The 12,540-nt window shown below is 71.7% G+C and carries 13 protein-coding genes; 8 read left to right on the top strand and 5 right to left on the bottom strand.

Annotation, left to right across the window (positions count from 1 at the left end; translation table 11 throughout):
- Positions 1-795, top strand: coding sequence for a metallophosphoesterase family protein (locus tag PHZ_RS01695; RefSeq protein ID WP_012520869.1), 795 nt, complete (start codon positions 1-3; stop codon positions 793-795).
- Between the two features lie 9 nt (positions 796-804).
- Here the strand turns inward: PHZ_RS01695 and PHZ_RS01700 are convergent, their stop codons facing one another.
- From PHZ_RS01700 to PHZ_RS01710, 3 genes are all read right to left on the bottom strand, one after another.
- Complete coding sequence (locus PHZ_RS01700) at positions 805-987, bottom strand: DUF1328 domain-containing protein (RefSeq protein WP_012520870.1); 183 nt, start codon at positions 985-987, stop codon at positions 805-807.
- A 69-nt stretch (positions 988-1,056) separates the two neighbouring features.
- Entirely contained in the window at positions 1,057-1,446 is a 390-nt protein-coding gene (locus PHZ_RS01705) for a hypothetical protein (RefSeq protein WP_012520871.1), read from the bottom strand.
- On the bottom strand, positions 1,443-1,748 hold the full coding sequence (locus PHZ_RS01710) for a glycine zipper domain-containing protein (protein ID WP_012520872.1): 306 nt from the start codon (positions 1,746-1,748) through the stop codon (positions 1,443-1,445). The genes PHZ_RS01705 and PHZ_RS01710 overlap by 4 nt, the downstream gene beginning before the upstream one ends.
- Before the next feature lie 141 nt (positions 1,749-1,889).
- On the opposite strand from PHZ_RS01710, the gene PHZ_RS01715 reads away from it, so the two are divergent.
- Positions 1,890-3,305, top strand: a complete 1,416-nt coding sequence (locus PHZ_RS01715; protein WP_148216761.1) for an HWE histidine kinase domain-containing protein — start codon at positions 1,890-1,892, stop codon at positions 3,303-3,305.
- A gap of 181 nt (positions 3,306-3,486) precedes the next feature.
- Here the strand turns inward: PHZ_RS01715 and PHZ_RS01720 are convergent, their stop codons facing one another.
- Entirely contained in the window at positions 3,487-4,698 is a 1,212-nt protein-coding gene (locus PHZ_RS01720; RefSeq protein ID WP_012520874.1) for a CaiB/BaiF CoA transferase family protein, read from the bottom strand.
- An 89-nt stretch (positions 4,699-4,787) separates the two neighbouring features.
- Here PHZ_RS01720 and PHZ_RS01725 point away from each other — a divergent pair, with 89 nt between their 5' ends.
- The 4 genes from PHZ_RS01725 (at position 4,788) to PHZ_RS01740 (ending at position 8,612) form a co-directional block, all read left to right on the top strand.
- The gene (locus PHZ_RS01725) at positions 4,788-5,468 is read left to right on the top strand and encodes a fumarylacetoacetate hydrolase family protein (RefSeq protein WP_012520875.1); all 681 of its coding nucleotides are present in this window, start codon (positions 4,788-4,790) and stop codon (positions 5,466-5,468) included.
- Positions 5,468-6,106, top strand: a complete 639-nt coding sequence (gene maiA / locus PHZ_RS01730) for a maleylacetoacetate isomerase (RefSeq protein ID WP_012520876.1) — start codon at positions 5,468-5,470, stop codon at positions 6,104-6,106. The genes PHZ_RS01725 and maiA overlap by 1 nt, the downstream gene beginning before the upstream one ends.
- Positions 6,106-6,720 (top strand): carbonic anhydrase, encoded by a 615-nt coding sequence (locus PHZ_RS01735; RefSeq protein ID WP_012520877.1) that lies wholly within the window; start codon positions 6,106-6,108, stop codon positions 6,718-6,720. The genes maiA and PHZ_RS01735 overlap by 1 nt, the downstream gene beginning before the upstream one ends.
- Positions 6,721-6,809: 89 nt before the next feature.
- Positions 6,810-8,612, top strand: coding sequence for a M2 family metallopeptidase (locus PHZ_RS01740; RefSeq protein ID WP_012520878.1), 1,803 nt, complete (start codon positions 6,810-6,812; stop codon positions 8,610-8,612).
- A gap of 164 nt (positions 8,613-8,776) precedes the next feature.
- On the opposite strand, the gene PHZ_RS01745 is transcribed toward PHZ_RS01740, so the two are convergent.
- On the bottom strand, positions 8,777-9,730 hold the full coding sequence (locus tag PHZ_RS01745; RefSeq protein ID WP_012520879.1) for an isopenicillin N synthase family dioxygenase: 954 nt from the start codon (positions 9,728-9,730) through the stop codon (positions 8,777-8,779).
- A gap of 125 nt (positions 9,731-9,855) precedes the next feature.
- Between PHZ_RS01745 and PHZ_RS01750 the strand changes: the two genes are divergently transcribed.
- Both PHZ_RS01750 and PHZ_RS01755 read left to right on the top strand, forming a co-directional pair.
- On the top strand, positions 9,856-11,715 hold the full coding sequence (locus tag PHZ_RS01750; RefSeq protein ID WP_012520880.1) for a monovalent cation:proton antiporter-2 (CPA2) family protein: 1,860 nt from the start codon (positions 9,856-9,858) through the stop codon (positions 11,713-11,715).
- Between the two features lie 117 nt (positions 11,716-11,832).
- Positions 11,833-12,540, top strand: coding sequence for a CoA transferase subunit A (locus PHZ_RS01755; RefSeq protein ID WP_012520881.1), 708 nt, complete (start codon positions 11,833-11,835; stop codon positions 12,538-12,540).

Below are 12,540 nucleotides of genomic sequence, written 5' to 3' on the forward strand. Positions count from 1 at the left end.
GTGACCATCCGGTTGGCGCACCTCTCGGACATCCATTTCGGAGGCGAGAACCCCGAGGCCGTCGCCGCGGCGGCCGACATGCTGCGCGGCGAGCGCTTCGACCTCGTGGTCGTCTCGGGGGACCTCACCCGCTACGGCGAGGCCTGGGAGTTCGAGCAGGCCAAGGCCTGGCTGGACGGCCTGCCCGAGCAGCGGCTGGTGACCCCGGGCAACCACGACGCCCCCTACCTTGCCTGGGCCGAGCGGATCTTCGCCCCCTTCCGCCGCTTCGAGCGCTGGATCGGCGCCGCCCCGGCCCAGACCTGGCTCGCCCCCGGCGTCGCCGTGCGCGGCATCAACACCGCCCGCGGCGCCCAGCCCCGGCTGAACTGGTCCAAGGGCCAGATCGCGCGTCGCCAGGCCGAGGAGGCCGCGGCCTGGTTTGATACGGCGCCGCCCGACGCCGTCCGGATCGTGGTCGTGCACCATCCGCTGATCGAGATGCTGGGCGGGCCGATGACGGCGAGGGTCTGGGGCGGCGAGGCGGCGGCCGCGGCGTTCGCCGGGGCCAAGGTGGACCTCGTCCTTTCGGGCCACATCCATGCGCCCTTCACCTGGCCCTACCCCTATGGCGACGGGCGAACCTATGCGGTGGGCGCGGGCACGCTGTCGGTGCGCGAGCGGGGCGTGCCGCCCGGCTTCAACATCGTCGAGGTGGAGGCGGACTGTTTCCGGGTCACCGCCCTGGCCTGGACCGGCTCGCGCTACGAGCCGTTCCGGACCTGGGCGCTCGATCGGCGCGCGGCGGCGCCTTAGGCGGGTTCCTTAAGGCAGCGGGCCTGCGCCGCGTCCCCGGACGAAGTGCATCACGATCGAAACCAGGAACAGCACCAGGAAGACGACGAACAGGATCTTGGCGATCTCGACCGCCGCGCCGGCCACCGTCGTGAAGCCGAGCACGCCGGCGATCAGGGCGACCACCAGGAAGGTCAGGGCCCAACCGAGCATGGGACATCTCCAGCACAGGCCCAGCTTGGCCTGCGCCAAGGCAACGCCTCGGCCGCGCCGGATGTTCCGCTACTTGGCGTCGGGCTTGGCCGCGTTCCCGGCGATCACCGCGCTGAGGATCGCCGACAGCACGGCCGGATTGCGCACGATCAGGGTCACGACCGCGGCGGCCGCGCCGGCGGCCATCAGCGGCCGCTCCTTGGCCATCTGCAGCAGGCGCTCGACGACCGGGACCTCCTCCTGCGCCTCCTCGGGAGCGGCCTTGCGGGTCGCGAGCCAGGCCACGCCCACGGCGATCCCCGCGAACACGGCCGCGGTCACCGCCGCCCCGCCCGCCGGTCCCAGCCAGATGCGCGCCAGGGCGTAGACCGCGAAGGCGGCGGCGATCACGCACGCCACGGCCGCGGCGGCCACCGCGGCGAGGGCCGCGGCCAGGCGGAAGAGCCGGTCGAGGTTCAACGGCGGCTCTGCTGGGCCAGCAGCAGCCCGATCACCACGCCGACGCCGAGCGCCAGGCCGGTGGCGGCCAGCGGGCGGGCGCGGACCTGCTCGCTGACGTACTCGCCCGCCTCCTCGATCTGCTGGCCGGCGGCGTCGGCGTAGACGCGCGACTGGGCGCGCAGCTGCTCGAGGCCTTCCTGCACGGCCGCCTCGATGCGTCTGGCCGCGTCGGTCATGACGCGCTGGGCCTCGGCGGAGATCTTGGCCACGTCGTTGGCGGCGGCCTCTTCGGGCGTGGGTTCGGGGGCCTTGGCGGGCATGGGCGCCTCCCTTCCGGGGCTGGTCTTGGAGAGCTTGGCTTTGGGCCCCTAACCTAGGCGCTTCCGGGCCCCGCGCAAAGGCGGACCGGCGTTGCGCCGAAACCGGTCGCGCGGAACGTGTGGTTTGCCTATCTTCGAATCATGACGCGCCGAGAGCGGGCCCGCAGCCCCGACCGCCGCCGGCTCGACCTGGCCTTGCAGGCCGCCGGCCTGGGCGAGTTCGAGTGGGACCTGGACCGCGATGTCTTCGTGGTCAGCGAGCGCATGGCCGCGATCACCGGCATGCCCGCGGGCGAGATGGAGGCCCGGCGCGGCGAGGCGATGGACGCCTACGTGCATCCCGAGGACCTGGAGGCGCTGCGCCGCCGCCGCGCCGAGGACCTCGCCCGGCACGACAGCTTCGAGGCCGAGTTCCGCCAGATCCGCCCCGACGACGGGCGGGCCATCTGCGTGCGCGCGGCCGGGATCGTCGAGCGGGACGCGGCGGGACGGCCGGTGGGCGTCACCGGCGTCGTCGAGGACGTCACCGCCCGCCGGCGCGAGGAGGACCAGCGCCAGGAGCTGATGGCCGAGCTGGACCATCGGGTGAAGAACGTGCTGGCGACCGTCCAGGCTCTGGCGATCCAGACCGGCAAGCGCACGACCTCGCTGCCGGCCTTCCTGCAGACCTTCGGCGGCCGGCTGAAGGCCATGGCCTCGGCGAACGAGTTGCTGACGGCGGCGCGCTGGCGCGGGGCGGCGGTGGATCACCTGGTGGCCGGCGCCCTGTCGGCCCTGGCCCCCGGCCAGACCAGCGCCGAGGGGCCCGAGCTGTTCCTGACCCCGCGGGCCGCCAACGCCCTGTCGCTGGCCTTGCACGAACTGGCGGCCAACGCGGTGAAGTTCGGCGCCCTGTCGACCGACGTGGGCCGGGTGGACGTCCGCTGGGTGCGGCTGCCGGGCGGCGGATTCGAGCTCACCTGGACCGAGACCGGCGGCCCGCGCGTCAAGCCGCCGGCCCGCCGCGGCTTCGGCTCGACGCTGATCGAGCAGGTCACCGGCCGCGAGCTGAACGGCGAGGCCTCAGTGGCGTACGAGCCTGCGGGCGTGCGGGCGCGGCTGCGGGCCGGTCCCCAGGCGATCGCGCCGCGGCCCGAGACCGTCCCCGAGGTCGCCGCCCCGCGCCCGGTGGAGACGGTGGTCACCTCCTCCGGGCCGGCGAGCCTGAAGGGCGCGCGGGTGCTGATCGTCGAGGATGCGGTGCTTCTGGCCCTGGAGCTGGAGACGGGTCTGTCCGAGGCCGGCGCCGAGGTCGTGGGGCCGGCCTACGAGCTGGAGGAGGCGATGGCCCTGCTGGACCGGCCGATCGACGCGGCGGTCCTCGACGCCAACCTCAACGGACGCTCGGTCATGCCGGTGGCGGAGGCCCTGGCGCGGCGCAAGGTGCCCTTCGTCTTCGCCACCGGCTACGGCGACGCGGGCGGCGCTCCCGGCGGGTTCGCGGCCCCGGTGATCCGCAAGCCCTACGACGTCACCCAGGTGGCCGCGGCGGTGGCCGAGCTGCTCGCGACGACCTGACGCGCGGCAGGACGCCCTGAGACAAGGCGCCGCCTCGGCGCCCCCACAGCTATGCCTTACACCGGTATCGGGACCTGCGGCGTGTCGCAGGGGCCGGACCGGCGGCCACGGGACATCGCCCGGAAACAAGCGACCCGACCCCACGTGCGGTCCGCGGCTCAGTCGCGGGCCGTTCGCGCTTTCAGACCACGCCCTTGCGGCGCAGCTCGGCCAGCCGCTCGGCCGTGCAGCCGGCCCGCTCCGCCAGCACCTCGTCGGTGTGCTGGCCCAGCTCGGGCCCCGGCCAGCGCACCCGCCCGGGGGTGTCCGACAGCTTCGGGAACACGTTCTGCATCTTCACCTGGCCGAACACCGGGTGGGGCGTCTCCACGATGGCCTCGCGGGCGCGGTACTGCGGGTCCTCCAGCATGTCGGGGGCGCGGAACATGCGGCTGGCCGGCACGCCCTTCTCCTCCAGCAAGGCCAGCAGGTCGGGCAGGGCCTGGCCGCCGGTCCACTCGGCGATGATGGCGTCCAGCTCGGCCTGATGTTTTCCGCGGCCGGCGTGGTCCGCGAACCGCGGATCGGTCCTCAGGTCGGGCCGGCCCATGGCCTCGGTCAGGCGGGCGAAGACGGTGTCGCCGTTGCCGCCGATCAGGATCAGCTCGCCGCCCGCGCAGGGGTAGGCGTTCGACGGGGCGATGCCGGGCAGGACCGAGCCGGACCGCTCGCGCACATAGCCCGTCAGGTCGTATTCGGTGACCAGGTTCTCCATGACGGCCAGGACGCTCTCGTAGAGGGCCGCGTCGATCACCTGACCGCGTCCGGTGCGATCGCGGTGGTGCAGCGCCATCAGGACGCCCATGGCCGCGTGCATGGCCGCCAGGGAATCGCCGATGGAGATTCCGACGCGGGCCGGCGGACGGTCGGGCTCGCCGGTGACGTAGCGCAGGCCGCCCATGGCCTCGCCGATCAGGCCGTAGCCGGCGCGCTGGGCGTAGGGGCCGGTCTGCCCGAACCCAGAGACCCGGGCCATGATCAGCCGGGGGTTCTGCGCCGACAGGGCCTCGTACGACAGCCCCCACTTCTCCATCGCGCCGGGGCGGAAGTTCTCCACCACCACGTCGGCGCCGGCGATCAGGGCGCGGGCGATCTCCTGCCCCTCGGGGGTGCGCAGGTCGAGGCCGACCGACTTCTTGTTGCGCCCGATCACCGGCCACCAGGGGGACAGGCCCTTGGGCAGGCTGCGGCCCCACTGGCGCATGGGGTCGCCCTTGCGCGGGTCCTCGATCTTGATCACCTCGGCGCCGAAGTCGCCCAGGATCTGCCCGCAGAAGGGACCGGCGATCAGGGTCCCCATTTCGATCACCACCAGCCCGGCCAGCGGACCGCGCGCGGCTTCGGTTTCGCTCATGGTTCCGCCATACCGCCGCCGGAGGCCCTGCGCGAGACTAACCTTACGTAGGGTTCCCTTCGCCGCGCGGGGGGCCTAAATGCGCGGCCATGGCCGAGTTCGCGATCGCACCCGCCCCCGTCCCCACGGTCCCGGTCGAAGGGGAGGCGGCGGCGTTCCCGGTCCGGCGGATCCTCTGCGTGGGCCAGAACTACGCCGCGCACCGGGCCGAGATGGGCGGCGACGACCGCAACCCGCCGTTCTTCTTCTCCAAGCCCGCCGACGCCGTGGTCCCGCCCGGTGGCGATCCGGCCTATCCGCCGGCCACGTCCAACCTGCACCACGAGATCGAGCTGGTGGCCGCCATCGGCAAGGCGGGCCGCGACGTCAGCCCCGCCCAGGCCCTGGATCTCGTCTTCGGCTACGCCGTCGGCGTCGACCTGACCCGCCGCGACCTGCAGGCCGCCGCCAAGGGCAAGGGCCAGCCCTGGGACAGCGCCAAGGGCTTCGACCAGTCGGCCCCGGTCTCGGCGATCCGCCGCTGGACCGGCGCCCCGCCGCAGGGCCGCATCCGCCTCTCGGTCAACGGCGAGACCCGGCAAGACGCCACGGTCGCCGACATGATCTGGAACGTCGCCGAGATCGTCTCCGAGGCCTCCAAGCTCTGGGCCCTGGCGCCCGGCGACCTGATCTTCACCGGCACGCCCGAGGGCGTCGGCCCGCTGGTCCGCGGCGACGGGGTCGAGGGCGAGGTCGACGGCGTCGGCGCCCTGCAGTTCCGGGTGGTCTGATGGCGCTCTCGCTGCACAGCTACTGGCGGGCCGGGGCGCCCTACCGGGTCCGCATCGGCCTGAACCTGAAGGGCCTGTCCTACGACTACGTCCCGGTGAACCTGCTGGCCGGCGACCAGCACCGGCAGGCTTACAAGGCGCTCAACCCCCAGGGCCTGACGCCGGCCCTCGTCGTGGACGAGGCCCTGGTGCTGACCCAGAGCCTGGCCATCCTCGAATGGCTGGAGGAGACCCATCCCGAGCCGCCGCTGCTGCCCAGGGCGGCCGCCGACCGCGCCGTGGTGCGCGCCATGGCCGGGATCGTGGCCTGCGACATCCATCCGCTGAACAACCAGCGCGTCCTGAAGGCCCTAGCGGGCCTGGGCGTGGACGAGGCGGGCCGCAACGCCTGGGCCGGCCGCTGGATCGCCGCCGGCTTCGACGCGCTGGAGCCGATGATCGCCCGCCACGGGCGCGGCTTCGCCTTCGGCGAGACGCCGACCCTGGCCGACTGCTGCCTCATCCCGCAGGTCTATTCCGCCGGCCGCTTCGACGTGGACATGGAGCCTTGGCCCGCGATCCGCGCTGTGGCCGAGGCGGCCGCCGTTCACCCGGCCTTCGCCGCCGCCCGACCCGAACGCCAACCGGACGCCGCCTGATGCTCGACGAACTCAAGGAAAACAACCGCAACTGGGCCCAGGGGAAGGTCGCCGTCGACCCCGGCTTCTTCAAGCGCCTCGAGGGCCAGCAGGCGCCCGAGTACCTGTGGATCGGCTGCGCCGACAGCCGGGTGCCGGCCAACGAGATCGTCGGCCTCGACCCGGGCGAGCTGTTCGTCCACCGCAACGTGGCCAACCTGGCCCCGCCGCAGGACGCCAACTACCTCAGCGTGCTCCAGTTCGCCGTCGACGTGCTGAAGGTGAAGCACATCATGGTGGTCGGCCACTACGGCTGCGGCGGCGTCGCCGCGGCGGTGGACGGCCAGCGCCGCGGCCTGGTCGACCACTGGCTGCACCCGATCCGCGAGGTCCACCGCGAGCACCGCTGCGAGCTCGAGGCGATCGGCGACGACCGCGCCCGCTGGGACCGGCTGGTCGAGCTGAACGTGATCCGCCAGGTGCGCAACGTGGCCTCGGACGTCTTCGTGCGCGAGGCCTGGAAGCGCGGCCAGCCCCTGTGCGTCCACGGCTGGGTCTATTCGCTGTCCAACGGACTTGTGAACGACTTGAACGTCACGGTGTCGGGCCCCGAGGAGGCCGAGCGCCTGGCCTGAGCTCCGCCGCGCGCTTGACGGGCGGGGCGGGGGCGGCTTGTGTCGCCCCCAACGGCGGGAACGCCGATGAAAACGCTCAGGAACCGTCCATGAAATCCATGCTTATGGCCGCCGCCGCGGCGGCCGTGCTCGTGGCCGCCGGACCTTCGGCCGCCCAGACGGCGAAGCCGACGGCGGCCGAGGCCAAGGCCTTCGTCGAGAACGCCGAGGCCCAGATCGAGAAGGCCAACGCCTTCGCCGCCCGCGCCGCCTGGGTGCGGGCCAACTTCATCACCGAAGACACCCAGTGGCTCGAGGCCAAGGCGTCGGCCGAGCAGAACGAACTGGCGACCCGCTTCGCCATGGAGGCCGCCCGCTTCGACGGCGTGCCGGTGGACGCGGTCACCGCCCGCAAGCTGAAGCTGCTGAAGCTCTATCTGGTCTCGCCGGCCCCCAACCGCCCCGGCGCGGCCGAGGAGCTGGCGAACCTGCTGACCAAGCTCGATTCCACCTATTCGACCGGCAAGTTCGAGTTCAAGGGCAAGCAGATCACCCTGAACGACGCCGAGGACGTGCTGCGCTCCAGCCGCGATCCGGCCGAGCTGAAGGCGGTCTGGGAGGGCTGGCGCACCGTCTCGCCGCAGATGCGCGCCGACTACGCCACCTTCGCGGGGCTCTCCAACGAGGGCGCCAAGAGCCTGGGCTTCAAGGACACCGGCGCGCTGTGGCGGTCCAACTACGACATGGATCCCGACGCCTTCGCCGCCGAGACCGACCGGCTGTGGAAGCAGGTGGAGCCGTTCTACCGCAACCTGCACTGCTACGTGCGGGCCCGGCTCAACGACCAGTACGGCGACGCCGTCCAGCCGCGCACCGGCCCGATCCGCGCCGACCTCCTGGGCAACATGTGGGCCCAGCAGTGGGGCAACATCTACGACATCGTCCAGCCGAAGGGCGTGACCTCCAGCTACGACCTCAACAAGCTGCTGGTCGAGAAGGGCTACGACCCGGTCAAGATGGTGAAGACCGGCGAGAACTTCTATTCCTCGCTCGGCTTCGCGCCGCTGCCGGAGACGTTCTGGAACCGCTCGCTGATCACCCGTCCGCGCGACCGAGAGGTCGTCTGCCACGCCTCGGCCTGGAACCTCGACGACAAGGACGACATCCGCATCAAGATGTGCACCAAGGTGAACGCGGAGGACTTCTCCACCGTCCACCACGAGCTCGGCCACAACTACTACCAGCGGGCCTACAAGGATCAGCCGGTGCTGTTCCGGAACGGGGCCAATGACGGCTTCCACGAGGCCATCGGCGACTTCGCGGCCCTGTCGGCCTCGACGCCGACCTACCTCAACCAGATCGGCCTGCTGGAGAAGGTCCCCGGCGCGGACGAGGACATCCCGTTCCTGCTCAAGATGGCGCTCGACAAGATCGCCTTCCTGCCCTTCGGCCTGCTGGTCGACCGCTGGCGCTGGCAGGTGTTCTCGGGCGAGACCACGCCCGAGGAGTACAACGCCGACTGGTGGAAGCTGCGCCTGCAGTACCAGGGCCTGATGCCGCCGGCGCAGCGGCCGGCCGACGCCTTCGATCCCGGCGCCAAGTACCACGTGCCCGGCAACACGCCGTACACCCGCTACTTCCTGGCCCACATCTACCAGTTCCAGTTCCACCGGGCCGCCTGCCAGCAGGCCGGCTGGAAGGGCCCGCTGCACCGCTGCTCCGTCTACGGACAGAAGGAGATGGGCGAGCGGTTCAACCGGATGATGGAGCTGGGCCAGTCGCAGCCGTGGCCGCAGACGCTGAAGGTCTTCACCGGCGAGACCCGCACCGACGCGAGCGCCGTGGCCGACTACTTCAAGCCCCTGAACACCTGGCTCGTCCAGCAGAACAAGGGCGAGAACTGCGGGTGGTAGATTCGCGATCCTTCTCCCCATGTGGGAGAAGGTGTCGGCCACAGGCTGACGAATGAGGGGTCGGACCGCGGGCGCGGCCCCTTCGTCATTTGTCGGGGGCCCGGGAAACCCCTCATCCGACCGGCTCCGCCGGCCGCCTTCTCCCGCAAGGGGAGAAGGAACAGCTACGCCAGCTTGATCTCGCGCAGGCGTTCCTGGAGGTAGTCGTCGGCCGTGATCGGTTCGGGGTAGCGGTCCGGGTGGGCGGCGTCGACGCAGCCGGGCAGGGTGCGGATCAGGTAGTCCGAGTTGAAGTGCAGGAAGAACGGCGTCGAGTAGCGCGGAAAGCCACGGCGCTCGGGCGCCGGGTTGACCACCCGGTGGGTCGTGGACGGCAGGCGGTGGTTGGTCAGCCGCTGCAGCATGTCGCCGATGTTGATGACGAGGGCGCCCGGCGGCGGGTTGATCGGGATCCAGCGGCCGTCGTGGTCCTTCACCTCCAGCCCCGCCTCCTCGGCGCCCAGCAGCAGGGTGATGACGTTGATGTCCTCGTGGGCGCCGGCCCGGATGTGCGGCCCGTCCTTGGGCACCGGCGGATAGTGCAGCAGCCGCAGGATCGAGTTGCCGAAGTCCACCGTCGGCTCGAAGAACCGCCGCTCGAGGCCGACGTAGGTCGCGATCGCCTCCAGCACCTTCAGCCCCATCGCGTCGAGCGCGCCGTACAGCCAGCCCACGCGCTGGCGGAACTGCGGCAGCTCGGCGTCGGGCCAGACGTTGTCGGGCATGTGGCTGCGGAACCGGTGGCCGGGCGGCAGGTCGCGGCCGACGTGCCAGAACTCCTTCAGGTCGTAGTGCTGGTGGCCCTTCGCGGTCTCGACGCCGAAGGGGGTGTAGCCGCGCTGGCCGGCCACCGGCAGCTTGTACTTCAGCTTGGTCTCCTCCGGCAGGGCGAAGAAGGCCTTGGTCTCGCCGATCGCGGCGTCGACCTTCTCCTGCGGCAGGCCGTGGTCGCAGATCACCGCGAAGCCCCAGCGCCGGAAGCTGTCGCCCAGCTTGCGGGTGAAGGCCTCGAAATCCTGGTCGAACAGGGCGTAGGAGACGGGCTCGATGGTCTCGGGCAGGGCGGCGGCTTGGCTCATGGCCCTCCTCTACACCCGGCCGCCGCGCGCCTCCAGCGGGCGCGGCGATCAGCCCTTCGCCCGCTCGCGTGTTGCCTCCCGGGGGCGTTAGCCGCCACATAGCGCGGCGGGGAGCAGGAGCGGCGATGGCGGACGCGGCGGCGGGCATGGACCTGGGGCACGGGGTGGCCCTGCTGGCGGCCGCGGTGGTCGCCGTCCCGATCTTCCGCAAGCTCGGCCTGGGCTCGGTCCTGGGCTACCTCGCCGCGGGCCTGGCCATCGGGCCGTTCGGCCTGCGGCTCTTCGCCGATCCCGAGGCGATCCTGCACTTCGCCGAGCTCGGGGTGGTGCTGTTCCTGTTCCTGATCGGGCTGGAGATGCGGCCGGCGCGGCTCTGGAGCCTGCGCAAGGAGATCTTCGGCCTGGGCGCGACCCAGGTGCTGGCCTGCTGCGCCCTGCTGTCGGGGATCGCGCTGCTGGCGGGCCTGCCGTGGCAGGCGGCGGTGATCGGCGCCAGCGGCTTCGTGCTGTCGTCCACCGCGGTGATCATGAAGATGCTGGACGAGCAGGGCGAGACCGCCACCGAGGCGGGTCAGCGGGCGATCTCGATCCTGCTGCTGGAGGACATCGCCGTCGTCCCGCTGCTGGCCCTGGTGGCCGTCCTGGCCGCCGCGTCCGGCTACGCCGACGCCGACGCCCGGCCCGCCTGGCAGGCCCTCGCCGTCGCCGCCGGCTGCATCGCCGTGGTGGTGGCCGCCGGCAAGTGGCTGCTCAACCCGTTCTTCCGGGTGCTGGCCCGCTCGGGCGCGCGGGAGATCATGACCGCCGCCGCCCTGCTGGTGGTGCTGGGGACGGCGCTGTTCATGCAGTGGGGCGGCCTCTCCATGGCGATGGGCGCCTTCCTGGCCGGCGTCCTGCTGTCGGAGAGCGTCTTCCGCCATCAGCTGGAGGCCGACATCGAGCCGTTCCGCGGCATCCTGCTGGGCCTGTTCTTCCTCAGCGTCGGCATGTCGCTGGACGTCGCGGTGGTGGTCGCCGAGTGGGGCCTGGTGGTCGCGGGCCTGGCCGCCTTCATGGTCGCCAAGGCCGCCGGCATCTATCTCGTGGCCCGCCTGTTCCGCGCCCCGCCGCGCGAGGCGGTCCAGCGCGCGGCCCTGTTCGCCCAAGGGGGCGAGTTCGCCTTCGTCCTCTACGGCGCGGCGACGGCCGCGGGGGTGATGGCGCCTCGGGTCGGCGCCCTGATGAGCGCCGTCGTCATCCTCTCGATGGCGGTGACCCCGCTGGTGGTGATCCTGCTGAACCGGCTCATGCCCCCGCCGAAGGTCTCCATGGACGGGGTGGAGGCGCCCGACGGCCTGGAGGGCCGCGTCCTGCTGATCGGCTTCGGCCGCTTCGCCCAGGTGGTCAGCCAGCCGCTGCTGGCCAAGGGCTTCGAGATCTCGCTGATCGAATCCGACGTGGAGATGATCCGCGCGGCCGGATCGTTCGGCTTCAAGGTCTACTACGGCGACGGCACCCGCCTGGACGTGCTGCGCGCCTCGGGCGCGGAGCGGGCCGAGGCGATCCTGGTATGCGTCGACAAGCCCGACGCGGCCGATCGGATCGTCGAGCTGGTCAAGGCCGAGTTCCCGCTCGCCAAGGTGTACGCCCGCGCCTACGACCGCGGCCACTCCATGCGGCTGGTCCAGGCCGGCGTCGATTTCCAGATCCGCGAGACCTTCGAGTCCGCCATCAAGATGGGCCGCCACGTCCTGCACGGCCTGGGCGTGGACGAGGCCGAGGCGGCCGAGATCATCCAGGACGTGCGCGAGCGCGACAACGAGCGCTTCCAGCTCCAGCTCACCGGCGGGCTCGCCGCCGGCCGCTACCTGATGCGCGGCAACATGCCGACCCCGACGCCCGAGCCGTTCTCGGTCCCCCGCCGCGGCGGCGAGGCGCTCAACCCCGAAGCGGCCGAGGCGCTGGCCCAGCGCAAGGCGGGCCGCGTTCCGCACAAGGCGAAGTAGGATCCCTCGGCGAGGCGGCTGCGTCCCAGGCTCCGAGCGGGGCCTTTGTTCATCGATCGATGAATTTTTTGGTCGACCCCGGTTCTCAACCGGACGTTTGCGTCGTATTGCGGCGTCATGGCTGACAAGGTTCGCAAGGACGCGGTCGAGGCGCTGGCTGGCCTGCTCTTCGACGGCATGACCATCATGGCGGGGGGCTTCGGCCTCTGCGGCATCCCGGAAAACCTGATCGCGGCGATCCGCGCGGCGGGGACGAAGGACCTGACCGTCATCTCCAACAACTGCGGCGTGGACGACTTCGGCCTCGGCGTGCTGCTGGCCGGCGGCCAGATCCGCAAGATGGTCAGCTCCTACGTCGGCGAGAACAAGCTGTTCGCCGAGCTGTACCTGTCGGGCAAGCTGGAGTTGGAGTTCAACCCGCAGGGCACCCTGGCCGAGCGCATCCGCGCGGGCGGGGCCGGCATCCCGGCCTTCTACACGAAGACCGGGGTCGGCACGCTGGTGGCCGAGGGCAAGGAGGTCCGCGAGTTCGACGGCGAGCTCTACGTGATGGAGCGGGGCCTCACCGCCGACCTCGCCATCGTCAAGGCCTGGAAGGGCGACCACGAGGGCAACCTCGTGTTCCGCAAGACCGCCCGGAACTTCAATCCGATGATGGCCACCGCCGGCAAGGTGACGGTCGCGGAGGTCGAGCACCTGGTCGAGACCGGGACGCTGGACAAGGACCACATCCACACGCCGGGCGTCTACGTCGACCGGATTCTTCAGGGGACGTTCGAGAAGCGCATCGAACAGCTCACCGTCCGCAAGCGCGAGGAGGCGTAA

Origin of the sequence: Phenylobacterium zucineum HLK1 (assembly GCF_000017265.1) — a bacterium.
Classification (GTDB): domain Bacteria; phylum Pseudomonadota; class Alphaproteobacteria; order Caulobacterales; family Caulobacteraceae; genus Phenylobacterium; species Phenylobacterium zucineum.

Bases quoted from the DNA above. Each gene is read 5' to 3' on its own strand.
- PHZ_RS01740 (WP_012520878.1), top strand. From the start codon at position 6,810: ATGAAATCCATGCTTATGGCCGCCGCCGCGGCGGCCGTGCTCGTGGCC.
- PHZ_RS01750 (WP_012520880.1), top strand. From the start codon at position 9,856: ATGGCGGACGCGGCGGCGGGCATGGACCTGGGGCACGGGGTGGCCCTG.
- PHZ_RS01745 (WP_012520879.1), bottom strand. From the start codon at position 9,730: ATGAGCCAAGCCGCCGCCCTGCCCGAGACCATCGAGCCCGTCTCCTAC.
- maiA (WP_012520876.1), top strand. From the start codon at position 5,468: ATGGCGCTCTCGCTGCACAGCTACTGGCGGGCCGGGGCGCCCTACCGG.
- PHZ_RS01720 (WP_012520874.1), bottom strand. From the start codon at position 4,698: ATGAGCGAAACCGAAGCCGCGCGCGGTCCGCTGGCCGGGCTGGTGGTG.
- PHZ_RS01725 (WP_012520875.1), top strand. From the start codon at position 4,788: ATGGCCGAGTTCGCGATCGCACCCGCCCCCGTCCCCACGGTCCCGGTC.
- PHZ_RS01700 (WP_012520870.1), bottom strand. From the start codon at position 987: ATGCTCGGTTGGGCCCTGACCTTCCTGGTGGTCGCCCTGATCGCCGGC.
- PHZ_RS01715 (WP_148216761.1), top strand. From the start codon at position 1,890: ATGACGCGCCGAGAGCGGGCCCGCAGCCCCGACCGCCGCCGGCTCGAC.
- PHZ_RS01755 (WP_012520881.1), top strand. From the start codon at position 11,833: ATGGCTGACAAGGTTCGCAAGGACGCGGTCGAGGCGCTGGCTGGCCTG.
- PHZ_RS01710 (WP_012520872.1), bottom strand. From the start codon at position 1,748: ATGCCCGCCAAGGCCCCCGAACCCACGCCCGAAGAGGCCGCCGCCAAC.
- PHZ_RS01735 (WP_012520877.1), top strand. From the start codon at position 6,106: ATGCTCGACGAACTCAAGGAAAACAACCGCAACTGGGCCCAGGGGAAG.